This window comes from Streptomyces ficellus (assembly GCF_009739905.1).
GTDB lineage: Bacteria > Actinomycetota > Actinomycetes > Streptomycetales > Streptomycetaceae > Streptomyces > Streptomyces ficellus_A.
The window spans coordinates 5372056-5395333 of record NZ_CP034279.1; the positions used below are offsets into that span (position 1 = coordinate 5372056).

Consider the following 23278-nt stretch of genomic DNA (forward strand, 5'->3'; position numbering starts at 1 on the left):
ACGTGGACCTGCTGGTGCCCTACTACGAGCACCCGACCCTCCGCCCCGCCGAGTGGGACGCGCTCGTCGCCGCCGCCCCACTGCTGTACGGGGTGGTGCTCAACCCGGCGAGCGGCGCGGGCCGGGCGCCCGACCCGGCGTTCGTCACCGTCGCCGACCGGCTGCGCGCCGCCGGGGTGTGCGTCCTCGGCTACACCGACACCGACTACGGGCGCCGCCCGCACGCCGACGTCCTCACCGACCTGGTCCGCCACCGCGACTGGTACGGCGCCGACGGGGCGTTCTTCGACCAGGTGCCGACCGCGCCCGAGGCCACCGCGCACTACGGGCGCCTGGGCGTGGCCGCCCGCGCGGCCGGCGCGGCCACCGTCGTCCTCAACCACGGGGCCCAGCCCCACCCCTCGTACGCCGAGGTGGCCGACCTGCTCGTCACGTTCGAGGGGCCCTGGGACACCTACCGCGAGCTGGACCTGCCGGTCGCCGACCACTACTGCCACCTGGTGTACGCCGCCCCGGCGAGTGCACGCCTCTCCACGCGCGTGAAGTGCGCGGTCCCCGGCGGCGGGGCACATCCCTGGGGAACCCTCCCCCATGCGCTGGAGTGCCCGTGAACCGCCGCGTACCGCTCCTCCTCGCCGCCCTGCTGCTCCTCCTCGCCGGCTGCACCGGCTCGCCCGGGGACGACGACGACCCGGACCCGCCGCACGCCGCCGGCCGCTGGCAGCCCGAGCCGGGCGTGCCGTGGCAGTGGCAGCTCAGCGGCCGGCTCGACACGTCCGTCGACGTGCCGGTGTACGACATCGACGGCTTCGACCACCCCGCCTCCACCGTCACCTCCCTGCACGAGCGGGGCCGCAAGGTCATCTGCTACCTGTCCACCGGAGCGTGGGAGGACTGGCGCCCGGACGCCGGGAAGTTCCCCCGCTCGGTCCTCGGCAGGGGCAACGGCTGGGACGGCGAGCGGTGGCTCGACATCCGCCGCACCGACGTCCTCGAACCGCTGATGGCCGGCCGCATCGACATGTGCCGGGACAAGGGCTTCGACGCGGTGGAGCCCGACAACATGGACGGCTACGCCAACAGGACCGGCTTCCCCCTCACCGCGGCCGACCAGCTCCGCTACAACCGCCTCGTCGCCCGCCTCGCGCATGAGCGGGGCCTCGCGGTGGGCCTCAAGAACGACCTGGACCAGATTCCGCAGCTGCTGGACGACTTCGACTTCGCGGTCAACGAGCAGTGCGCCGAATACGGTGAGTGCGCGGCGCTCAGCCCGTTCGTCGCGGCCGGGAAGGCGGTCTTCCACGTCGAGTACGAGCTGCCCACGCGGGAGTTCTGCCCGGAGGCGAAGCGGCTGGGGCTCAGCTCCATGCTGAAGCGGTACGAGCTGGACGCCTGGCGCAAGCCCTGCTGAGGCGGCGGCCGGGTCTCAGCCGAACGTCAGCACCACCAGCGTCACCGTCAGCGCCGTCTCCTCCACCGCCCCGAACACATCGCCCGTCACGCCGCCAAACCGGCGCACACAGCGCCCCAGCAGCCACTGCGCCGCCACGAGGGCCACCACCACGGCCACGGCGTGCCGCAGCGCCCCGTACGGGCCGTCCAGCGCCGCGCCCAGCCCGGCCGCGCCGGCCAGGACCAGCGCCGTGACCGCCAGGGCGGGCCGCACCGGGACGGTGCCCGCGACGACCGCGCCCAGCCCCTCGGGGCGGGCCGCCGGGACGGAGGCGCGGGAGGCGAGAGTGAGCGCCAGCCGGGCCACCACGCCCGCGGTGACGGCACCCGCGGCGCCGTGCGCCCAGCCGCCGGCCGCGTACAGCTCGTGCACCGCGGCCACCTGGGCGAACAGCACGAACAGCAGCGTGATGACCCCGAACGGCCCGATGTCCGACTGCTTCATGATCCGCAGCGCGTCCTCGGCGGGCCTGCCGCTGCCGAGCCCGTCCGCGGTGTCCGCGAGCCCGTCGAGGTGCAGGCCCCGGGTCAGGACGGCGGGGACGGCGGCCGAGGCCACCGCGGCGAGCAGCGGGCCCGCCCCGAGCAGCCAGAAGAGCCCGCCGGCCGCCGCCGAGGCCAGGCCCACCACCAGGCCGGCCACCGGCGCCGCCAGCATCCCCGCGCGGGCCGCCCCGCGGTCCCAGCGGCTCACCCGTACCGGCAGGACGGTGAGGGTGCCGAAGGCGAAACGTATGCCGTCGACGCTCGTACGGACGTGGGTAACGGTGCGGGATGTGGTCACCGCGCGCAGGGTAGTCGGTACGACGCACGAGCCGGGAGCGGGTGGATGGGCAGCTGGTTCTATCGCAACATCGTCGAACCGGGGAAACTCCCGCTGCTCGTGGCCCTCGCCTCGTTCGTCCTGACCTTCCTGGCCACCCGCACCATCACCCGGTTGATCCGGGCCGGGAGGGGGCCCTTCCGCAACATCCGGCCCGGCGGGCTGCACATCCACCACGTGGTGCCCGGCGTCGTCCTCACCCTGATCGGTGGTTTCGGCGCGGTGGCGGTGGGACGGCACGGGCCGGGGCCCATCATCTGCGCGGTGCTCGTGGGGATGGGCGCGGGGCTGGTGCTCGACGAGTTCGCGCTGATCCTGCACCTCGACGACGTGTACTGGACCGAGCAGGGCCGCCAGAGCGTGGAGGCCGTGGTCCTCACCACCGCCCTCCTGCTGCTCGTCCTCGGGGGCTTCGCGCCGTGGGGCGTCGACGAGGTCACCCCGGAGGAGCGGCAGGGGAGGGGCAGCTTCATCCTCAATCTGTTCCTGAACTTCCTCTTCGCGCTGATCACGCTGTTCAAGGGCAAGTTCCGGATGGCCGTCATCGGCCTGTTCCTGTCACCCGTCGCGATCTTCGGGGCGCTGCGCCTGGCCCGCCCGGGGTCCCTGTGGGCCCGCCGCTTCTATCGCGGCAGGCCCCGGGCGCGGGCGAAGGCCGGGCTGCGGGCCTTCCACCACGACCAGCGCTGGAACCGGGTCAGGCGCCGCTTTCAGGACCTGATCGCGGGCGCCCCCGACCGCGTCCTGCCCCTGCGCCACCCGCCCGGGGAGCGCGCGGCGCCCGGCGACGACAGGCCGGAAACCCCGCCGGAAGCCCCGCCGGAACCCCCGGCGGCGCCCCCGCCGGATCCCGGGCCGCCCGACCGGCGCTGACGCCACGAGAGCACCGCGCACACCACCAGTACCGCCGCGATGGCGGCCAGGTGCTCCTTGCCCGCGAGGTTGCACTTGATCAGCACCTCGACCACCATCGCCACGATCACCAGGGCGCCCGTGACCCACGCCCTCCGGCGCCAGCACACGAACACCGCGAGCCCGACGACCGCCGCCGACGGCCCCGTGTCCACCACGTGCGCGTCGGAGGCGGGCAGCCCCAGCCCGAGCGGCACGTCCGGTCCGAGCGCGAGGCCGATCCGCGCGTACATCGTCCCGGCCAGCGTCGCCGCGTACGCGATCAGCAGGGTGGGCAGCCGGCCCAGGCAGATCTCGGCGATGCCGAACACCAGCAGGATCTGCGCCAGCGCGCCCCACACCGGAAGGTCCAGCGCCGGGACGAACAGCGACAGCGGCGTACGCAGCAGCGCCTGCCACAGCGGGTCCTCGGCCCGCACCGAGCCGATGCCCTGAACCAGCCCGTACCCCCAGGGCTGGTTCTGCACGACCTGGAAGGAGGCCGTCAGGCACACCGCGCCGAGCGTCATGGCGACCGCCCGCCACCTCCGCGTCACCAGGGCCGTGCGCACGGCCGCGTACAGCGTCCCCCACTCGCGCCGCGCGAACCGTCTCACCGGCGCCGGCCTTCCAGGTGCCGGTGCGTCCACTTGGGCAGACCGGGCGCCTCCAGGAACCCCTCGGCCCGCCCCGCGGCCAGGCCGATGCGCAACAGGTCGGAACTCTTCTCGAAGAGCATGAATCGCGGCTCCCAGATCGGTCGGTACTTGGCGTTGGCGCGGTACAGCGACTCGATCTGCCACCAGCGGGAGAAGAAGCTCAGCAGGGACCGCCACAGCCGCAGCACGGGACCCGCCCCGAGCTTCGCGCCACGTTCGAAGACCGACCTGAACATCGCGAAGTTGAGCGACACCTGAGTGATCCCGATCTCTCCGGCGCGCTGGAGGAGTTCGATGACCATGAACTCCGTCAGGCCGTTGTCGGCGTCGCGGTCCCGCCGCATCAGGTCCAGCGACAGCCCGTCCGGACCCCAGGGCACGAACGACAGCAGGGCGCGCGGTACGCCGTCGGCGTCGGCGCACTCCAGCATCACGCACCGCCCGTCGGCGGGGTCGCCGAGCCGGCCCAGCGCCATCGAGAAGCCCCGCTCCGTGGCGCCGTCGCGCCAGTCGTCGGCCAGCTCCAGCAGAGCGGCCATCTCGTCGGCGGGGATGTCCTCGTGCCGGCGGATCCGCACCTCGTAGCCGGCGCGGCGGACCCGGTTGTACGCCTGGCGCACGGTCCGCATCGCCCGCCCCTCCAGGGTGAACTCGGCCGTCTCCACGATCGCCTCGTCGCCCAGCTCCAGGGCGTCCAGGCCGTGCCGGGCGTACACGGTGCCCGCCTCCTCGCTCGCGCCCATCACGGCCGGGACCCAGCCGTGCGCCCGGGCCTGGGCCAGCCACGGCTCGATGGCGCCCGGCCACGCCTCGGGATCACCGACCGGGTCGCCGGAGGCGAGCGACACACCGCCGACGACCCGGTAGGCGACCGCCGCCTTGCGGCTGGGCGACCACACGACGCTCTTCTCGCGGCGCAGCGCGAAGTAGCCGAGCGAGTCACGCTCACCGTGCCGTGCGAGCAGCGCCCGCAGGTCCTCCTCGTCCCGCTCGCCGATCGGGTCGACGGCCCGGCGCGAGCGGAACGCGGCGTACAGCACCGAGACGAACAGCACCGTCGACATGATGTTGACGAGGACGTCGACCCAGCCGGGCGTCACGATGTCGGGGGAGGTGTCGGTGGCCAGCGTGATCAGGCGCAGCACGCCGTAGCGCCAGCGCTCCGCGAAGGTGGAGGGGGTGGTGTCGGTCGCGGTGACCAGCAGCGCTGCGAGCAGCGAGGTGACCAGCAGCCCGCCGACGGCGACGGCCGTGGCCAGCAGGGGGTTGGCGCGGTCGCCCTTGGCGTAGAACTCCCGGCGGCCCAGCAGCAGCGCCAGGACGAAGGCGGCGGTCAGGGTCAGCGAGACCCAGTTCTGCGCGTGCCCCCGGATTTCGGGGAAGGCCATGGCGAACGCGAAGACCAGCAGGAACAGCGCGCTGAGGACCAGGTTGAGGATCCACGCGGCCCGTTTGCGGCGGCGCATGGTGATGGCCAGGAACAGCGTGAACGCGCCGGAGGCGAAGCCGGCCGTCAGCAGGTACGGCGTGAAGTGGTCGTCCGTGTTGTGCCGGCGCAGGTCCTGGCCGAAGGAGACCCACACGGCGCCCAGCAGGTTGACGCAGGTGGCGAGCCGCAGGTACCAGACGGCGAAGGCGGCGCAGCGCCGCGAGCGGACGGTGCCTCGGGGGGTTTCGCCGACCGGCCGAACATCTCCCATGAAAAGTGATCATATGGGGCATCGCGCGACCCGGCCGGTCCAGCGGTGCGGCCGCCCCGGCGGCGGCCGCCCGCCATCCCCTCAGTCCTCCGGCGGCGTCTCCTCCGGCGCCTTCCGCTCCGGCAGGTCCGCCGCGAACGCCGCGGCCGCCCGCACCAGGGGCAGAGCCAGCAGCGCCCCCGTCCCCTCCCCGACCGTCACCCCGTGGTCGAGCAGCGGGTTGAGCGCCATCCGGTCCAGCGCCTTCGACTGCGCCGGCTCACCGCTCACGTGCCCGGCCAGCCACCAGTCCGGCGCCCGGAACGCCGCCCGCTGCGCCACCAGCGCGCACGCCGCCGACACCACCCCGTCCAGCACCACCGGCATCCGCCGCACCGCGCTCTGCAGCAGGAACCCGGTCGTCGCCGCCAGGTCCGCCCCGCCGACCGCGGCCAGCAGCTCCAGCTGGTCACCCAGCACCGGCCGCGCCCGGCGCAGCGCGTCCCGCACGGCCGCGCACTTGCGCATCCACGCCAGGTCGTCGATCCCCGCACCGCCCCGGCCGGTCACCACCGAGGCGTCCGTCCCGCACAGGGCGGCGATCAGCGTGGCGGCGGGCGTCGTACCGCCCACACTGAGATCGCCCAGCACGACCAGGTCGGTGCCCGAGTCGGCCTCCTCGTCCGCGACCGCCATCCCCAGCCGTACGGCCGCCTCGGCCTCCTCCGCCGTCAGCGCGTCCTCGACGTCGATACGGCCACTGCCCCGCCGCACCCGGTGACGCACCACCTCGGCGGGCAGCAGCTCCGGATCGCAGTCCACCCCCGCGTCGACCACACGCACCGGCACACCCGTCCGCCGCGCCAGCACCGCGACCGGGCTCGCCCCGTCCAGCACGTCCCGCACCAGCGCGTACGCCCCGCCCGCCGGCCGCCCGGACACGCCCAGCTCCGCCACCCCGTGGTCGCCCGCGAACAGCACCACACGCGGCCGCTCGACCGGCCGCACCGGGACGGCCCCCTGCGCGGCCGACAGCCACTCGCCCAGCTCGTCCAGACGCCCCAGCGCACCCGGCGGCACGGTGAGGCGCTCCCGGCGTTCCTCGGCGTCACGCCGCGTACCGCTGTCGGGGCGCTCGATCAGATCGGAGAAGTCGTCGAGATTCAGCCTGCTCATTCGCTGAACAGTACCGGTCACCCCCGCAAGCCGAGGGCCTGCCCGGCGACCACCAGCAGCACGTGCTCGCACTCGTCGGCGAACGCCGCGTTGAGCCGCCCCAGCTCGTCCCGGAACCGCCTCGTGCCCGCGTCACCCGGCACGATCCCCGCGCCCACCTCGTTCGTCACCGCCACGACCGTACGGGCGGTGGCCCGCACCGCCCCGACCAGCTCCGCCACCCGCTCCCGCAGCTCCCGCTCACCGCTCTTCGCCCAGACGTCGTCGTCCCACGCCCCGACCCGGTCCATCGCGTCGGTCAGCCACAGCGACAGGCAGTCGATCAGCAGCGGCGGCCCGTCCCGCCCCAGCAGCGGCGCCAGCTCGCACGTCTCCTCCGTACGCCACGACCCGGGCCGCCGGTCGCGGTGGGCCGTCACCCGGGCCGCCCACTCGGTGTCACCGTCCCGCGCCCCGCCCGTCGCGACGTACAGCACCTCCGGAAACGACTCCAGACGCCGCTCGGCCTCCAGCGACTTGCCCGACCGCGCCCCGCCGGTGACCAGCGTGCGCCGGGGCACGTCCGGCACCGCGTGGTACTCGCCGACGACCAGCGTCGACCCGTCCGGCACGGCACGCGCGCCCGCCGCGGCCAGCCGCCGGTCCACCTCGCCGCAGGACGGCACGTCGTGGTCCAGGTGCACGGCGACCACGTCCGTCGCCGCCCCCACACCCCCGGCCGCCCGCAGCCGGGCCAGCCCGTCCGGCCGGCCCATCACGTCGGCCACCACCATGTCGTACGGCCGCCCGACCTCGGCCACCCCGGCGGGGGCGCCGCCCGGCGGCAGGTACAGCAGGCGCACCCCCTCCGGCGACGTCACCTCGTACCCGGTGCCGGGGGAGTCCATCGGCACGGCCCGCACCCGATGCCCACTGATCAGGGTCAGCTCCCGCCCGTCCGGTACGCGCCCGGCCGCCGGCAGCCCGGCCGGCAGCTCCAGGGCGGGCCCGTCGTGCGGATGGGTGAGCAGCACCTGCCGCACCCCGGTCAGGGAGTGCCCCGCCCGCGCGGCCGCCAGCGCGGCGCCGGGCGTCAGGTCGAGCAGCAGCGCCCCGTCCACCAGCAGCGCGGTGGCGGCACGCGCCCCGGTGCCGCGGGCGGCGGCGCAGGCGGCGCAGGGGCAGTCGGGGCGGGGCAGGCCCTCGGGGGCGCCGGTACCGAGCAGAGTCACTTCCACGGGACGATCCTCCCGCGTCCCCGCGCGGGGTGCGCGCCCGGCTACGCTGCGGGCAGGAAACCGATCATCTGGAGGCCCACATGGCATGGACGTGGCGGTTCGAGCGGTCCGACGGCACGGAGGTCCAGCCGGCGGTCGACCCTGAGGACTTCACCACCCAGGGCGACGCGGAATCTTGGGTCGGCGAGCACTGGCAGGCCCTCAAGGAGGGCGGCGCCGACCAGGTCGTCCTCTTCGAGGACGAGGCGAAGGTCTACGGCCCGATGAGCCTCCACGCGGAGAACGCGTAGGCCCACCCACCCGGCGGGGCCCCCGGCCCCGCCACCCGGGGCGGGGGCGCCCAGCCCCTCACCCCGGGGCGGCCGTCAGGAACTGCGTCGCCGCCAGCTCCCCGTACAGCGGGTCCGCCGCCACCAGCTCCGCATGGGTGCCCACCGCCCGCACCCTCCCCGCGTCCATGACGACGATCCGGTCCGCGAGCGTCACCGTGGACAGCCGGTGCGCGACGACCAGCACCGTCACCTCCCGCGCCACCTCCGCGACGACGTCCCGCAGCGCCAGCTCGTTGACCGCGTCGAGCTGCGAGGTCGCCTCGTCGAGCAGCAGCAGCCGCGGCCTGCGCAGCAGCGCCCGCGCGACGGCCACCCGCTGCCGCTCACCGCCCGACAGCTTCGAACCGCGGTGCCCGACCGGGGTCTCCAGCCCCTCCGGCAGCCGCTCCACCAGCCCGTCCAGCCGGGCCCGCCGCAGCACCTCGCGGATCTCCTCCTCCGTCGCGTCCGGCGCGGCGAAGCACAGGTTCTCGCGCAGCGTCCCGGCCAGGACCGGGGCGTCCTGCTCCACGTAGCCGATGGCGGCGCGCAGTTCGGCCAGCGGCCAGTCCCGTACGTCCCTGCCGTCGACCAGGACCCGGCCGCCGGTCGCCTCGTAGAACCGCTCGACGAGTCCGAACACCGTCGTCTTGCCCGCCCCCGACGGTCCGACGAACGCCGTCATCCCCGGGCCGGGCACCTCGAACGACACCCCGTGGTGGACGTGGGGCAGATCGTCCCGGTAGCGGAAGGCGACGTCCTCGAAGACGACCGTGGCGGGCCCGCCGCCCGCGGGGACGACGACCCCGCCGGGGCCCTCCGCCGCCAGCCGTTCCGCCTCCTCGATCCGCGCCACGGCCGCCGACCCGACCTGGTACTCGGTCGCCGCCGACACCAGCTTGGAGATCGGCTCCGTCAGGTAGAAGAGGTAGAGCAGGAAGGCGACCAGGTCCGCCACGGAGATCGCGCCCGACGCCACCCGCGCGCCGCCGATGCCCAGCACCGCGAGGAACGACACCTGCACGGCCAGCCCCACCGACGAGCCCGACACGGCCTGCCACTTCGCCGACCTCAGCCCCTGCCGCCAGGCCTCCTCGGCCGCCGCCTCCACGACCGCCGCCTCGCGCGCCTCCGCGCCCGACGCCTTCACCGTGCGGAACGCGCCGAACACCCGCTCCAGCCGCGTCGATATCTCGGCGACCGCCTCCTGGGAGCGCCGGGTGGCCCGCGAGATCTGCGGCATGACGAGCGCCATGGCGCCGCCGATCAGCACGATCACGCCCAGCGTCACCGCGAGGAGCACCGCGTCCATCACGGCCATCATCACGAGGGTGGCGAGGAACGCGAGCCCGCCCGTCACGGCGGAGACGATCGAGTCGGTCGTCACGGCCCGCAGCAGCGTGGTGTCGGAGGTGATCCTGGACATCAGGTCACCGGGCTGGGTGCGCTCCACCTCCGGCAGCCGCAGCCGCAGCAGACGGCCGATGAGGGTGCGGCGGGCGGCGAGCACGACCGACTCGGCGGTCCGCTCCAGTACGTACGCGCCGACCGACTCGATCGCGGTGCCGAGCACCACCAGCGCGGTCAGCGCCAGCAGCACCTGGCCGACCGGCTCGTCCTGGCCGAGCCGCTCCACCAGCGCCTTGGCCGCCAGCGGCTGGAGGATGCCGGTGCCCGCGCCGACCAGGGCCAGGAGGGTGCCGAGCGCGACGGTCCACCGGTGCGGCCGGAAGTGCCGGTACAGCGCCCGCCAGGTGTCGCGGGCGGGAAGCCTGGGCGTGCTGGTGCCTGTCTCCTTGATGCTCACGTCACAGGAGGACGCCAGAACCCGGTGTCCACCTGAGCGGCGGACGACCCGGTGTCAGCCCCGCACCCCGCACAGGTGCAGCAGCGCCGCCACCCGCCGGTAGGGCTCGGTGCGCCCGGCCCGGTCCTCGGCCGCCAGCAGCCGTTCCAGCTCGTCCGCGGGAGGCAGGCCCTCCTCGTCCGGGACGTTGTCGGTGAAGACCCGGACGCCGTACCAGGCGTGGAGGGGCGCCGCGATCCCCGCGAGCGTCGCCGTCAGCCGGTCCAGCCGGTCGGCCCGCACCGGGAGCCCCAGACGGTTGACGTAGGCGTCCGACTCGAACGCGGACAGCGTCCCGGCCCAGTCACCGGCCAGCCCCGGCCGCATGGCCAGCGCGTCCGCGTTCCGCACGAGCAGCGACAGCAGGCCGCCGGGCGCGAGCATCCGGGCGAGCCCGGCCAGCATGGCCTCGGGCTCCTCCACGTACATCAGCACGCCGTGGCACAGCACCACGTCGAAGCTGCCCGGCAGGAAGTGCACGCCGGTCTCCCGGCCGTCCCCCTCGATGAGCCGCACGCGCTCCCGGATACCGGCCGGCTCGGCCGCCAGCGACTCGCGGGCGGCCCTGAGCATCTCCGGGTCGGACTCCAGGCCCGTGAGGGTGTGCCCGGCCCGGGCCAGGCGCAGCGCCTGCGTGCCCTGCCCCATGCCGACGTCGAGGATCCGCAGCCGCTGCCCCACCGGGTAGCGGGCGGCTATCTGCTCGTCCAGCTGGCGGGCGACGAGCTCCTGGCGGACCGTGTTGCGCAGTCCGCCGAGCCCGTCGAGCCAGTTCCCCGATGCGCCTCCGAAACCGGAGACCAGGGTGCTCAGGGCCGCTCTCCGCGCTTGACCTGCGGCTTGGGCAGCCGCAGCCGGCGCAGCTGGAGCGTACGCATCAGGCCGTACGCGACGGCGCCGCGCTTGGGCTCATTCGGGAAGCGGGTGGCGAGCTGCTTCTTCAGCCGCAGCCAGATGCCGACGGAGTCCAGGACGATCAGGGCGATCACCGCGAGCCACAGCAGCAGCGAGATGTTCTTCAGCTGGGTGCTGGGCAGGCTGGACAGGATCAGGATCACGACCGCGAGCGGCAGGAAGAACTCGGCGACGCAGAAGCGCGAGTCCACGTAGTCGCGCACGAAGCGGCGGACCGGACCCTTGTCGCGGGCCGGCAGGTAGCGCTCGTCACCGCTGGCGAGTGCCTGGCGCTGCCTGGCCAGGTCCGTGCGGCGGGCCTCGCGCTGGCGGCGCATGGCCTCCTTGCGGTCGGTCGGCACGGTCTGGGCACGACGGCGCTGCGTCTGGGCCTCACTCCGCTTCGGGGTCGGGCGGCCCTTGGGGGCCTCGGGGTCGCGGGGCTGCTTGGAGAGGTCCGCCGTCACCTTGTCGGTGGGGGCCTTCTCATCCTTCGAACGGCTACGGAACACAAAGCCCAAGGGTACGGGGTGCGCCGCATGGACCCCACCCCCGCGGGGAACGATCCGGCAACGGCCTGCGTCCCCCCGGGAGGGATCCCTACTCCCTGCGCCGGATCCGGGGGCTTCGCAGTCGTCCTTGGGGATGAGCGCATCCGCGCCCGAACAGTGCGGTAATGGATGTAGGGCCCGTACTGTGGGTTCTGTTGGAGTGCTGGAGCCGAAGTCCGTCAGAAGGGGGCGCGCGAAGCCCATGAGCGGTGTCATGAAGCGTATGGGGATGATCTTCCGCGCGAAGGCAAACAAGGCCCTTGACCGGGCCGAGGATCCGCGCGAGACCCTCGATTACTCGTACCAGAAGCAGCTGGAGCTGCTCCAGAAGGTGCGCCGCGGCGTGGCCGACGTGGCCACCTCGCGCAAGCGCCTGGAGTTGCAGCTGAACCAGCTCCAGAGCCAGTCCTCCAAGCTGGAGGACCAGGGCCGCAAGGCGCTCGCGCTGGGCCGCGAGGACCTGGCGCGGGAGGCGCTGTCCCGCCGGGCCGCGCTCCAGCAGCAGGTCACCGACCTGGAGACGCAGCACCAGACCCTCCAGGGCGAGGAGGAGAAGCTGACGCTGGCCGCGCAGCGCCTCCAGGCCAAGGTCGACGCCTTCCGCACGAAGAAGGAGACCATCAAGGCCACCTACACCGCCGCCCAGGCGCAGACCAGGATCGCCGAGTCGTTCTCCGGCATCTCCGAGGAGATGAGCGACGTCGGCGTCGCCATCCAGCGCGCCGAGGACAAGACCGCGCAGCTCCAGGCGCGGGCGGGTGCGATCGACGAGCTCCTCGCCTCCGGGGCGCTGGACGACCAGTCCGGCCTCCAGAAGGACGACATCCAGGCCGAGCTGGACCGCCTGTCGGGCGGTACGGACGTGGAGCTGGAGCTCCAGCGCATGAGGGCCGAGCTGGCCGGCGGGTCCACCTCGCAGCAGGCCCTGGAGGGCGGCGCGGGAACCCCGCAGGACCAGGCGCAGCAGCAGTCGCAGTCGCAGACCCGGTTCGACAAGAGCTAAGGACGGCGCATCATGATCGTCAGGATCATGGGGGAGGGTCAGGTGGAGCTGGCCGACAGCCACTTCGCCGAACTCAACAAGCTGGACGACGAACTGCTCGCGGAGATGCAGCGCGGCGACGGCGAGGGCTTCCGCCGCACGCTCCACGCCCTGCTGGACACGGTCCGCCAGCTCGGCGAACCGCTGCCCGACGACTCGCTCGAACCCTCCGAACTGATCCTGCCGTCACCGGACGCGACGCTCGACGAGGTCCGCGCGATGCTCTCCGACGACGGCCTCATCCCGGGCTGACCGCCGCCCCGGCAGCCACTCCAGCACACGCCGTGCCCCGCACCGGACACCCCGGGAGCGGGGCACGGCCGTTCCCGGGCGAGGGCCTCACCGGGCACGGGCGGGTAGGGGCCCGTCGCGCCAGGCCGTACCGTTTCCTCCCGTGACCACCCTCGGAGAACGGCTCGCGCGCGGGCGCGGACGGCTGCGCGAGCACCCCCTCGCGCTCGACGCCGCCCTGGCCCTGGGCGTGCTCGTGTGCATGGTCGCCGGTTCGTTCGTCGACCGGCACGGCGGGCCGCACGGCACGCCCGACTTCGGCGGACGCACCCCCGACGCGAGCAGCGTGCTGCTGATGCTGATCGGCGCCGCAGCCCTCGTCCTGCGCCGCCGCAACCCGCTGGGCGTCCTGCTGTTCACCGGCGCGGTCACGCTCGTGGAACACATCGCGCAGGACCCGCCCGCCCCGGTCGCCATGAGCGCCGTCGTCGCCCTCTACACCGTCGCCGCGCGCACCGACCGGCCCACCACCTGGCGTGTCGGCCTCCTCACCATGGCCGTCCTGACCGGCGCCGCCATGCTGTGCGGCTCGGCGCCCTGGTACAGCCAGGAGAACCTGGGCGTCTTCGCGTGGACCGGCATGGCCGCGGCAGCCGGCGACGCCGTACGCAGCCGGCGCGCCTTCGTCGACGCCATCCGCGAGCGCGCCGACCGCGCCGAGCGCACCCGGGAGGAGGAGGCCCGCCGCCGGGTCGCCGAGGAGCGGCTGCGCATCGCCCGCGACCTGCACGACGTCGTCGCCCACCACATCGCGCTCGTCAACGTGCAGGCGGGCGTCGCCGCCCACGTCATGGACAAGCGCCCCGACCAGGCCAAGGAGGCCCTCGCGCACGTCCGGGAGGCCAGCCGCTCCGCCCTCAACGAGCTGCGCGCCACGGTCGGGCTGCTGCGCCAGTCCGGCGACCCCGAGGCACCCACCGAACCGGCCCCCGGCCTCGCCGTCCTCGACGACCTGCTGGACACCTTCCGCCACGCCGGCCTGCCGGTGGAACTGGCCCGCACCGACCAGGGCACCGAACTCCCCGCCGCCGTCGACCTCGCCGCGTACCGGATCATCCAGGAGGCGCTGACGAACGTGCGCAAGCACGCCGGCCCCGACGCCAGGGCCGAGGTGAGCGTCGTCCGCGTGGGCCGCACGGTCGAGGTGACGGTCCTCGACGACGGCGTACCGCCCGGTGCGAGCACCGCGGCCGACACGGAGGCCGGAGCCGGGAGCGAGGGCGGCGGCCACGGGCTCCTCGGCATGCGCGAGCGGGTCACCGCCCTCGGCGGCGCCCTCACCGCGGGCCCCCGCTACGGGGGCGGGTTCCGCGTCCAGGCGATACTGCCGCTCACCGCACGTACAGGGGAGGCCTCATGACCATCCGGGTGCTGCTCGCCGACGACCAGGCGCTGCTGCGCAGCGCGTTCAAGGTGCTCGTCGACTCCGAGCCGGACATGGAGGTCGTCGGGGAGGCCGCGGACGGCGCCGAGGCCGTCGCGCTCGCCCGCTCCCGGCGGGCCGACATCGTCCTGATGGACATCCGCATGCCGGGCACGGACGGTCTCGCCGCCACCCGCATGATCAGCGCGGACCCGGACCTGGCCGGCGTACGCGTCGTCATGCTGACCACCTTCGAGGTGGACGAGTACGTGGTGCAGTCGCTGCGCGCCGGGGCGTCCGGCTTCCTCGGCAAGGGCGCCGAACCGGACGAACTGCTGAACGCGATCAGGATCGCCGCCGCCGGCGACGCCCTCCTGTCGCCCGCCGCCACCAAGGGGCTGATCGCCACGTTCCTCGCCCAGGGCGGCAGCGCGGACCCGGCCGGCCCGGACGGGGGCGGCTACGCGGAACGCCTGTCCGCCCTCACCGTGCGCGAACGCGAAGTCCTCGTCCTGGTCGCCGGCGGCCTCTCCAACGACCAGATCGCCGAGCGGCTGGAGGTCAGCCCGCTCACCATCAAGACCCACGTCAACCGGGCCATGGCCAAACTGGGGGCCCGCGACCGGGCCCAGCTGGTCGTCACCGCCTACGAGTCGGGGTTGGTCCGCCCCAGGGTGGAGTGAGCGAGTACCGCCGTGTACTCCGTTCGGTGTAGGCCGGGCATAAGCAAACGGGACCTGGGGGCGACGGATCCTCCTCCTCCATGGCTGATCGTATGAATACCTGCCGATCCGCCACAGAAGAGAGACCCCATGTCCTGGCTGTCCAGATTCAGCCTCGCGCAACGGGCCCTGATAGGGCTGATGTCCATCGTGGCGATCGTCTTCGGGGCGATCGCCATTCCGCAGCTCAAGCAGCAACTGCTGCCCTCCATCGAACTGCCGATGGTGTCGGTCCTCGCGCCCTACCAGGGGGCGTCCCCCGACGTGGTCGAGAAGCAGGTCGTCGAACCGCTCGAGAGCAGCATCAAGGCGGTCGACGGGATCAAGGGCGTCACCTCCACGGCCAGCGAGGGCAACGCCCTGATCATGGCCACCTTCGACTACGGCGACGAGGGCACCAAGCAGCTCGTCGCCGACGTCCAGCAGGCCGTGAACCGCGCCCGCGCGCAGCTGCCGCAAGAGGTGGACCCGCAGGTCGTCGCCGGCTCGACCGACGACATCCCGACCGTCGTCCTCGCCGTCACCTCGGACCAGGACCAGCAGGCCCTGGCCGGTCAGCTGGAACGGACCGTCGTCCCCGCCCTGGAGGACATCGACGGAGTCGGCCAGGTGTCCATCGACGGCGTACAGGACCTCCAGGTCTCCGTCACGCCCGACGGCAAGAAGCTCGCCGCGGCGGGCCTCGACCCGATGACCCTGTCCGAGGCGCTCCAGGCGGGCGGCGCGACCGTCCCGGCCGGCTCGTTCTCCGAGGCGGGCAAGAGCCGCACGGTCCAGGTCGGCGGCGGCTTCACCTCGCTGAAGCAGATCGAGGACCTCACCATCAAGCCCGGGAAGGGCGACGCGGTCCGCCTCGGTGACATCGCCACCGTGAAGCAGGAGGAGTCCCGCCGGGTCTCCCTGACCCGGACCAACGGCAAGCCCAGCCTCGCCGTCATGGCCACCATGGACAAGGACGGCAGCGCCGTAGCCATCTCCGACGCGGTCAAGGACAAGCTCCCCGAACTGCGCGAGGACCTCGGCGCGGGCGCCGAGCTGACCGTCGTCTCCGACCAGGGCCCGGCGGTCTCCAAGTCGATCTCCGGCCTGACCACCGAGGGCGCCCTCGGCCTGGTCTTCGCCGTCCTCGTCATCCTGGTCTTCCTCGCCTCCCTGCGCTCCACCCTGGTCACCGCGGTCTCCATCCCCCTCTCCGTGGTCCTCGCGCTGATCGTCCTGTGGACCCGCGACCTGTCGCTGAACATGCTCACCCTGGGCGCGCTGACCATCGCGATCGGCCGGGTCGTCGACGACTCGATCGTCGTCCTGGAGAACATCAAGCGGCACCTCGGCTACGGCGAGGAGCGCCAGGCCGCGATCCTCACGGCGGTACGCGAAGTGGCGGGCGCCGTCACCTCCTCCACCCTCACCACCGTCGCCGTCTTCCTCCCGATCGGCCTCGTCGGCGGCATGGTGGGCGAGCTGTTCGGCTCGTTCTCCCTCACCGTCACCGCCGCCCTGCTCGCCTCGCTCCTGGTCTCGCTGACCGTCGTGCCCGTCCTGTCGTACTGGTTCCTGCGCGCCCCCAAGGGCACGTCCAGCGACCCGGAGGAGGCACGCCGCAAGGCGGAGGAGAAGGAGAACCGCAGCGTCCTGCAGCGCATGTACGTTCCCGTCCTGCGCTTCGCCACCCGCCGCCGCCTCACCAGCGTCGCCCTCGCGCTCGTCGTCCTGGTCGGCACCTTCGGCATGGCACCCCTGCTGAAGACCAACTTCTTCGACCAGGGCGAGCAGGAGATCCTCTCCATCAAGCAGGAGCTGCCCGCAGGCACCAGCCTGGAGGCGGCCGACGCCGCGGCGAAGAAGGTCGAGAAGGTCCTCGCCGCCACGGACGAGGTGAAGGACTACCAGGTCACCGTCGGCTCGTCCGGCTTCATGGCGGCCTTCGGCGGCGGTACGGGCGCCAACCAGGCCTCCTACCAGGTGACGCTCAAGGACTCCGCCTCGTACGAGAAGGCCCGCGACGGCATCGACGCCGAGCTGGGCAAGCTCGACGGCATCGGCGACACGACCATCGCGGCCGGCGACGGCTTCGGCAGCCAGGACCTCAGCGTCGTGGTGAAGGCGGCCGACGCGGCCACCCTGAAGAAGGCGTCCGAGCAGGTCCGCGCCGAGGTCGCCGGGCTGAAGGACGTCACCGACGTCCAGAGCGACCTGTCGCAGTCCGTCCCCCGCATCTCCGTCAAGGCCAACGCCAAGGCCGCCCAGGCCGGGTTCACCGACGCCGCCCTCGGCGGGGCGGTCGCCCAGGCCGTACGCGGCACCCCGGCCGGCAAGGCGATCCTGAACGACACCGAGCGCGACGTCGTCATCACCTCCGCGGTCCCGGCCAGGACCATGGCCCAGCTCCAGCAGCTGCCCCTCGGCCCGGTGAAGCTCGGCGACGTCGCCGACGTCAAGCTGGTCCCCGGACCGGTCTCCATGACCCGCATCGACGGCTCGCGCGCCGCGACCATCACCGCGAAGCCGACCGGTGACAACACCGGCGCGGTCAGCGCCGACCTCCAGTCGAAGATCAACGCCCTGGACCTCCCCGACGGCGCCACCGCCTCCATCGGCGGCGTCTCCGAGGACCAGGAGGAGGCCTTCGCGAACCTTGGCCTCGCGATGCTCGCGGCCATCGCGATCGTCTTCATGCTCCTGGTGGCGACCTTCAAGTCCCTGGTCCAGCCGCTGATCCTGCTGGTCTCCATCCCCTTCGCGGCCACCGGCGCCATCGGTCTGCTGGTCGCCACGGACACGGCGATGGGCGTCCCCGCGATGATCGGCATGCTGATGCTGATCGGCATCGTGGTCACCAACGCGATCGTCCTGATCGACCTGATCAACCAGTACCGGGCCCAGGGCCTCGGAGTCGTCGAGTCGGTCGTCGAGGGCGGCCGCCACCGCCTCCGCCCGATCCTGATGACCGCGCTGGCGACGATCTTCGCGCTGCTCCCGATGGCGCTAGGCATCACGGGCGAGGGCGGCTTCATCGCCCAGCCGCTCGCGGTGGTGGTGATCGGCGGCCTGGTCACCTCGACGCTGCTCACGCTGCTGCTGGTCCCGACGCTGTACGCGATGGTGGAGCTCCGCAAGGAACGCCGCCGCGCCAAGCGCGCCGCGAAGCGCGCGGCCAAGCCGGCCCCGGAGTCCCCGCACCACGAGGACACCCCGACCCCGGCGAACGCCTGACCGCACGCCAAAAGGGGGGAGCCGTCCTGTGGACGGCTCCCCCCTTACGCGTTGTGGGCTCGCCCCGCTGGGGCTCCCATCCCCGTTGTGGGCAATCGTCCCGCTGGGGCGGGACGGGTGGGCACAACGGGACCGGGGCGGTGCCTGTCGTCGGTTCGCTCCGGGGGCGGTGCCTTCTCCCGGTTCGCTCCGGTGCGGCTCGGTGGGCTGCGGTCACCCCCGGTGGGGTGGGGGCGTGGCCCCTCCGGGCTCGCCTCCTCGGGGCCGGCGGCCTCGGGTTACGCGTAGGGGAGCCGCGCCTGCGCCGCCAACCCCTGCGGGGGCGACCCTGCACGGCCCCACCCCCGGTGCGTCGCCGGGTGCGGGACGGTGGGTGGTGGGCACGGCCCCACCCCGGGCGCGCGGCCGGGTGCGGGGTCGTGGGCCGTGTGGTCACCGCTACGGCAGCGCCAGCATCCGCTCCAGCGCCAGCTTCGCGAAGCTCTCCGTCTCCCGGTCGACCTGGATCCGGTTGACCAGGTTCCCCTCGGCCAGCGACTCCAGCGCCCACACCAGGTGCGGCAGGTCGATGCGGTTCATCGTCGAGCAGAAGCAGACCGTCTTGTCGAGGAAGACGATCTCCTTGCCCTCGTCGGCGAAACGGTTCGCCAGGCGGCGGACCAGGTTCAGCTCCGTACCGATCGCCCACTTCGAGCCGGCCGGGGCCGCCTCCAGCGTCTTGATGATGTACTCGGTCGAGCCGACGTAGTCCGCCGCGGCCACGACCTCGTGCTTGCACTCGGGGTGCACCAGCACGTTCACACCCGGGATGCGCTCCCGTACGTCGTTCACGGAGTCCAGGGAGAAGCGGCCGTGCACCGAGCAGTGGCCGCGCCACAGGATCATCTTCGCGGCGCGCAGCTCGTCGGGGGTCAGGCCGCCGTTCGGCTTGTGCGGGTTGTAGAGGACACAGTCGTCGAGCGACATGCCCATGTCCCGCACGGCGGTGTTGCGCCCGAGGTGCTGGTCCGGCAGGAACAGGACCTTCTCGCCCTGCTCGAACGCCCAGTCCAGCGCGCGCTTGGCGTTGGAGGAGGTGCAGATCGTGCCGCCGTGCTTGCCGGTGAAGGCCTTGATGTCGGCGGAGGAGTTCATGTACGAGACCGGGACGGTGGCCTGGGCGACGCCCGCCTCGGTGAGCACGTCCCAGCACTCGGCGACCTGCTCGGCCGTCGCCATGTCGGCCATGGAGCAGCCGGCGGCCAGGTCGGGCAGGACGACCTTCTGCTCGTCGCCGGTCAGGATGTCCGCCGACTCGGCCATGAAGTGCACACCGCAGAAGACGATGTACTCGGCCTCCGGCCGTGCCGCCGCGTCCCGGGCGAGCTTGAAGGAGTCGCCGGTGACGTCCGCGAACTGGATGACCTCGTCGCGCTGGTAGTGGTGCCCCAGCACGAAGACCTTGTCGCCGAGCTTCTCCTTCGCCGCGCGGGCGCGCTCGACGAGGTCGGGGTCGGAGGGCGAGGGCAGGTCACCGGGGCAGTCGACGCCCCGCTCGCTCTTCGGGTCGGCCTCGCGGCCGAGCAGCAGCAGGGCGAGGGGCGACGGCTGGACGTCCAGGGGCTGGGCGGTGGTCACGTCACGCACCCTTTCTTCTCTGCGGTGAACCTTCTCGTCGAAATGACGCTATCTATCATAACCGCTTCACGTCACTTTGACGATGGCCATAGTGTCGATGTGACACATCCCCCCTCCACGCGCCGGTGCTTGCTTGAGGCCCGGTGTGCGAGCATGAAGGGGAAAGACAAGCGCTGTGCCCGGAATGAATCCGCGGCCCCGCCGGTTGCAACCGGTCGGCAAGCAGTCTCCGTACAACCCGGGAGAGAAGCAGATGTCCGTATCGGACGAGAAGACCACTGTCAGCGACGGCATCCTCCTGTCGGACGCCGCCGCGGCCAAGGTCAAGGCCCTGCTCGACCAGGAAGGCCGCGACGACCTGGCACTGCGCGTCGCCGTTCAGCCCGGTGGCTGCTCCGGCCTGCGTTACCAGCTCTTCTTCGACGAGCGGTCGCTCGACGGCGACGTCGTCAAGGACTTCAACGGCGTCAAGGTCGTCACCGACCGCATGAGCGCCCCCTACCTCGGTGGCGCCTCCATCGACTTCGTCGACACGATCGAGAAGCAGGGCTTCACGATCGACAACCCGAACGCCACCGGCTCCTGCGCCTGCGGCGACTCCTTCAGCTGACGCCCCCGGCGGGCGAACGTGAGGCGGCGGCCCCGGACACCTCCGGGGCCGCCGCCTTGTCCGTGCCCGAACCGCTACCGCCGCGGCACCCGCTCGCCGCTCGCCGCGTCCACGACCTGCCGGTCGCCGACCGGCTGGTCCAGGGTCACCGTCCCGGTGACCTCCTTGGCGATCAGGATGCAGACCTTGCCCGGCTCGACCGGTGTCTCGGTCACCGTCAGCCTGATCTGCGTGGCGCTCTCCTCGGCCTTGACGGTGTACTTGCTGCACACCCCGCCCCAGAAGCGCGCCGTCAGGATCTTCCCGTCCATGCCGTACGACTCGACCTGCCGCGGCGCCTTCCCGGGGCTGTCCGTGGGATCCGGCTTCGCCGGCGGCGGCGCTGGGGCGAGGTGCTCGGGTGCCACCGCCGGGTGGGTGATCACGGACCGCGGCGCGTCGCCCTTCGGCGCCACCTCGAACAGCCACGACGGTACGAGCGCGGGGCGCCCGGCCGTGTAGTGCGACGCCAGCCCGAAGACCGCCCCGGTGATGGTCACCGTCTCCTTCGGGGCCGCCGTCCCCGGCTCGCAGGGAGCCACCGGCTTCGTACCGGAGTCCTCCAGCGGAGCCGGTGTGGCGCACCCGCCGATGCCCACCCGGCCGTCGCCCGTCCCGGCGTTCAGCTGCTTCAGGGCCTCCGCCGCGCCGATCACCGGGTACTCGTGGCTCTTCGCGGGCGCCTTCAGCCGCCCGCTGCCGCCGCTGAGCGAACCGTCGGCGGCGACCTGGATGCCGGTCGACCAGCCGTACGTCGGCAGCCCGCCCACGACCGGGTCGGCGTTGACGACGCGTACCGCACCCATGACCTGCGTCGCGTCCAGGTCGGCGTCCTGCTGGCCCAGCGCCTCCAGGACCGGGGCCGCGGCCCTCTTCGCGGCCTCCTCGCTCACCGGTCGGCCGCCCTGGCCGCCCCCCGGACCGTCCGGGGGCATGACGCTGGTCGACGGGCAGTCCTTGCCCTTGAGGCAGTTGTCCCCGACCGGAGCCGTGCCGAACGTCCACACGCCGGGCGCCTGGCGCTCCACCTGGAGCGTCGCACCCGTTCCGTCCTTGTCGGGGCCCACCTTCCACGCCGTTCCGGCCAGCGTGGGCGTGCCCGCCACACCGAGCGCCTTCGCGAGCCGGGCCACCTCGGTGGCGCCGACGGTGCCCTGGGGGCGGTACACGCGCGCCGAGGCGGGACCCTCGGGCAGCTCACCCGAGGCCCGGTAGACCACGCCGCCCGGGTCCGGCTCGCCGGGCGCGATCCCCGGACCCGTCCCGCTCTCGGTGTGACCGTCCAGCGCGAGCGGCGGCGGCTTCGTACCGCCCGCCGCGGGCACCCCACCGCGCCGGTCGTCACCGTCGGACGCCGCCGTGGCGAAGTACGCGCCACCGCCCCCGGCGAGCAGCACCGCCGCCGCCACCGAGGCGACGGCGAACTGCGAACGCCGTCGGCGCGGGCTCTCCTGTGTCGGCTCCGTGGCCGCTTCAGGCTCCGTACTGCTCACCGCATTGCTCCTTCGAACGCCGTGGCCCCTTGACGGGAGACATCCGTGGGACGGAACGCGGGAGCAGTCGGTTCCCTCAGGCCCCGTACTCCGGCGTGGCGTCGATCAGCCGGGCGGACGCGGGCGGGACGACGACACCGTGGATCAGGGAGGGCGACACGGGACCGGGCGGTGCGCCCTCCGCCGGAACCACCCAGTGCGGAACCATGCGCGCGCTGTCCCCGCGCAGCTCGGCCAGGCTCAGATCGGACTCGTGCTGCTCACGCGGAACGCTGAACATAGGCATAACCGCACCGTACGCACGGGGGACCCGGCCGAAAAAGACCTACTATCGGGTAGTTTCCGCATGTGGGGTCCTCGCCGGACCCGGTAGCGTGAACCGTCAACTCCACCTCCCCGCAGGAGCGCCCAGCCGTGCGTATCGCAGTCACCGGCTCCATCGCCACCGACCACCTCATGACCTTCCCCGGCCGATTCGCCGACCAGCTGGTCGCCGACCAGCTGCACACGGTCTCCCTCTCCTTCCTGGTCGACAACCTCGACGTGCGCAGGGGAGGGGTGGCGGCCAACATCTGCTTCGGCATGGGCCAGCTCGGCACCCGCCCCGTCCTGGTCGGCGCCGCGGGCTCCGACTTCGACGAGTACCGCGCCTGGCTCGACCGGCACGGCGTCGACACCGGCTCCGTACGGATCTCCGAGGTCCTGCACACCGCCCGCTTCGTCTGCACCACCGACGCCGACCACAACCAGATCGGCTCCTTCTACACCGGCGCCATGAGCGAGGCCCGCCTCATCGAGCTCAAGGCCGTCGCCGACCGCGTCGGCGGCCTCGACCTGGTGTCGATCGGCGCGGACGACCCCGAGGCGATGCTCCGCCACACCGAGGAGTGCCGCGCCCGCGGCATCCCGTTCGCCGCCGACTTCTCGCAGCAGATCGCCCGCATGGACGGCGAGGAGATCCGCACCCTCCTGGAGGGCGCGACGTACCTCTTCTCCAACGAGTACGAGAAGGGGCTCATCGAGTCCAAGACCGGCTGGACCGACGGGGAGATCCTCGCCAAGGTCGGCCACCGCGTCACCACCCTCGGCTCGCGGGGCGTGCGGATCGAGAGCGTCGACGGGCCGGTCATCGAGGTCGGCTGCCCGGAGGAGGAGGCCAAGGTCGACCCGACCGGTGTCGGCGACGCCTTCCGGGCCGGCTTCATGTCCGGCCTGTCCTGGGGCGTGGGCCTGGAGCGCGCCGCCCAGGTCGGCTGCATGCTGGCCACGCTGGTCATCGAGACGCTCGGCACCCAGGAGTACACCCTGAGCCGCGCCAACTTCATGGACCGCTTCACCAAGGCGTACGGCCATGAGGCCGCCGCCGAGGTGCAGGCCCACCTGCCGTAG

Annotated in this window: 21 protein-coding genes and 1 pseudogene; 11 read left to right on the forward strand and 11 right to left on the reverse strand. The window is 73.1% G+C overall.

Annotated features, from left to right (window positions below):
* The first annotated feature begins 2 nt into the window (after positions 1-2).
* Together EIZ62_RS24010 and EIZ62_RS24015 are read left to right on the forward strand one after the other, a co-directional pair.
* Positions 3-611, forward strand: a complete 609-nt coding sequence (locus EIZ62_RS24010) for a spherulation-specific family 4 protein (protein WP_156694763.1) — start codon at positions 3-5, stop codon at positions 609-611.
* Entirely contained in the window at positions 608-1411 is an 804-nt protein-coding gene (locus EIZ62_RS24015) for an endo alpha-1,4 polygalactosaminidase (RefSeq protein WP_156694764.1), read from the forward strand. The genes EIZ62_RS24010 and EIZ62_RS24015 overlap by 4 nt, the downstream gene beginning before the upstream one ends.
* 15 nt (positions 1412-1426) lie before the next feature.
* Here the strand turns inward: EIZ62_RS24015 and EIZ62_RS24020 are convergent, their stop codons facing one another.
* Complete coding sequence (locus tag EIZ62_RS24020; RefSeq protein ID WP_156696572.1) at positions 1427-2245, reverse strand: adenosylcobinamide-GDP ribazoletransferase; 819 nt, start codon at positions 2243-2245, stop codon at positions 1427-1429.
* Between the two features lie 36 nt (positions 2246-2281).
* On the opposite strand from EIZ62_RS24020, the gene EIZ62_RS24025 reads away from it, so the two are divergent.
* Positions 2282-3148 (forward strand): hypothetical protein, encoded by an 867-nt coding sequence (locus EIZ62_RS24025; protein WP_425281843.1) that lies wholly within the window; start codon positions 2282-2284, stop codon positions 3146-3148.
* On the opposite strand, the pseudogene EIZ62_RS32165 reads toward EIZ62_RS24025, so the two are convergent.
* From EIZ62_RS32165 to EIZ62_RS24045, 4 genes and pseudogenes are all read right to left on the reverse strand, one after another.
* Positions 3094-3783: pseudogene (locus tag EIZ62_RS32165) on the reverse strand (hypothetical protein); the annotation flags it as partial. The gene EIZ62_RS24025 and the pseudogene EIZ62_RS32165 sit on opposite strands and share 55 nt — an antisense overlap.
* The gene (locus EIZ62_RS24035) at positions 3780-5525 is read right to left on the reverse strand and encodes a phosphatidylglycerol lysyltransferase domain-containing protein (RefSeq protein ID WP_156694766.1); all 1746 of its coding nucleotides are present in this window, start codon (positions 5523-5525) and stop codon (positions 3780-3782) included. The pseudogene EIZ62_RS32165 and the gene EIZ62_RS24035, both read right to left, overlap by 4 nt.
* Before the next feature lie 81 nt (positions 5526-5606).
* Positions 5607-6680: a nicotinate-nucleotide--dimethylbenzimidazole phosphoribosyltransferase gene (gene cobT, locus EIZ62_RS24040; protein ID WP_156694767.1), complete on the reverse strand. Its 1074-nt coding sequence runs from the start codon at positions 6678-6680 to the stop codon at positions 5607-5609.
* Positions 6681-6697: 17 nt separating this feature from the next.
* A complete protein-coding gene (locus EIZ62_RS24045) occupies positions 6698-7897 on the reverse strand; it encodes a bifunctional adenosylcobinamide kinase/adenosylcobinamide-phosphate guanylyltransferase (RefSeq protein WP_167536422.1) in 1200 nt (399 codons plus the stop codon).
* An 80-nt stretch (positions 7898-7977) separates the two neighbouring features.
* On the opposite strand from EIZ62_RS24045, the gene EIZ62_RS24050 reads away from it, so the two are divergent.
* Positions 7978-8187 (forward strand): hypothetical protein, encoded by a 210-nt coding sequence (locus EIZ62_RS24050; protein WP_156694768.1) that lies wholly within the window; start codon positions 7978-7980, stop codon positions 8185-8187.
* Between the two features lie 58 nt (positions 8188-8245).
* On the opposite strand, the gene EIZ62_RS24055 is transcribed toward EIZ62_RS24050, so the two are convergent.
* The 3 genes from EIZ62_RS24055 to EIZ62_RS24065 are packed head-to-tail and all read right to left on the reverse strand — an operon-like array spanning position 8246 to position 11460.
* Positions 8246-10015, reverse strand: a complete 1770-nt coding sequence (locus EIZ62_RS24055) for an ABC transporter ATP-binding protein (RefSeq protein WP_156694769.1) — start codon at positions 10013-10015, stop codon at positions 8246-8248.
* 54 nt (positions 10016-10069) lie between these two features.
* The gene (locus tag EIZ62_RS24060) at positions 10070-10804 is read right to left on the reverse strand and encodes a class I SAM-dependent methyltransferase (protein WP_280117773.1); all 735 of its coding nucleotides are present in this window, start codon (positions 10802-10804) and stop codon (positions 10070-10072) included.
* Between the two features lie 59 nt (positions 10805-10863).
* Positions 10864-11460, reverse strand: coding sequence for a DUF3043 domain-containing protein (locus EIZ62_RS24065; protein WP_156694771.1), 597 nt, complete (start codon positions 11458-11460; stop codon positions 10864-10866).
* 241 nt (positions 11461-11701) lie between these two features.
* Here EIZ62_RS24065 and EIZ62_RS24070 point away from each other — a divergent pair, with 241 nt between their 5' ends.
* The 5 genes from EIZ62_RS24070 (at position 11702) to EIZ62_RS24090 (ending at position 18130) form a co-directional block, all read left to right on the forward strand.
* On the forward strand, positions 11702-12502 hold the full coding sequence (locus EIZ62_RS24070) for a PspA/IM30 family protein (protein ID WP_156694772.1): 801 nt from the start codon (positions 11702-11704) through the stop codon (positions 12500-12502).
* A 12-nt stretch (positions 12503-12514) separates the two neighbouring features.
* Complete coding sequence (gene pspAA, locus EIZ62_RS24075; RefSeq protein ID WP_156694773.1) at positions 12515-12793, forward strand: PspA-associated protein PspAA; 279 nt, start codon at positions 12515-12517, stop codon at positions 12791-12793.
* Between the two features lie 142 nt (positions 12794-12935).
* Positions 12936-14192, forward strand: a complete 1257-nt coding sequence (locus tag EIZ62_RS24080) for a sensor histidine kinase (protein ID WP_156694774.1) — start codon at positions 12936-12938, stop codon at positions 14190-14192.
* Positions 14189-14878 (forward strand): response regulator, encoded by a 690-nt coding sequence (locus EIZ62_RS24085; RefSeq protein ID WP_156694775.1) that lies wholly within the window; start codon positions 14189-14191, stop codon positions 14876-14878. The genes EIZ62_RS24080 and EIZ62_RS24085 overlap by 4 nt, the downstream gene beginning before the upstream one ends.
* A 129-nt stretch (positions 14879-15007) precedes the next feature.
* Positions 15008-18130 carry an efflux RND transporter permease subunit gene (locus EIZ62_RS24090; protein WP_156694776.1) on the forward strand — a complete coding sequence of 1041 codons (3123 nt, stop codon included), beginning with the start codon at positions 15008-15010 and terminating at the stop codon, positions 18128-18130.
* A 438-nt stretch (positions 18131-18568) separates the two neighbouring features.
* Here the strand turns inward: EIZ62_RS24090 and nadA are convergent, their stop codons facing one another.
* Entirely contained in the window at positions 18569-19747 is a 1179-nt protein-coding gene (gene nadA, locus EIZ62_RS24095) for a quinolinate synthase NadA (protein WP_156694777.1), read from the reverse strand.
* Positions 19748-20000: 253 nt separating this feature from the next.
* On the opposite strand from nadA, the gene erpA reads away from it, so the two are divergent.
* On the forward strand, positions 20001-20357 hold the full coding sequence (gene erpA, locus EIZ62_RS24100) for an iron-sulfur cluster insertion protein ErpA (protein ID WP_064071056.1): 357 nt from the start codon (positions 20001-20003) through the stop codon (positions 20355-20357).
* Between the two features lie 74 nt (positions 20358-20431).
* Here the strand turns inward: erpA and EIZ62_RS24105 are convergent, their stop codons facing one another.
* Positions 20432-21889 carry a hypothetical protein gene (locus EIZ62_RS24105; protein WP_156694778.1) on the reverse strand — a complete coding sequence of 486 codons (1458 nt, stop codon included), beginning with the start codon at positions 21887-21889 and terminating at the stop codon, positions 20432-20434.
* Between the two features lie 76 nt (positions 21890-21965).
* The gene (locus tag EIZ62_RS24110) at positions 21966-22175 is read right to left on the reverse strand and encodes a hypothetical protein (RefSeq protein ID WP_156694779.1); all 210 of its coding nucleotides are present in this window, start codon (positions 22173-22175) and stop codon (positions 21966-21968) included.
* Positions 22176-22303: 128 nt separating this feature from the next.
* On the opposite strand from EIZ62_RS24110, the gene EIZ62_RS24115 reads away from it, so the two are divergent.
* A complete protein-coding gene (locus tag EIZ62_RS24115; protein ID WP_156694780.1) occupies positions 22304-23278 on the forward strand; it encodes a carbohydrate kinase family protein in 975 nt (324 codons plus the stop codon).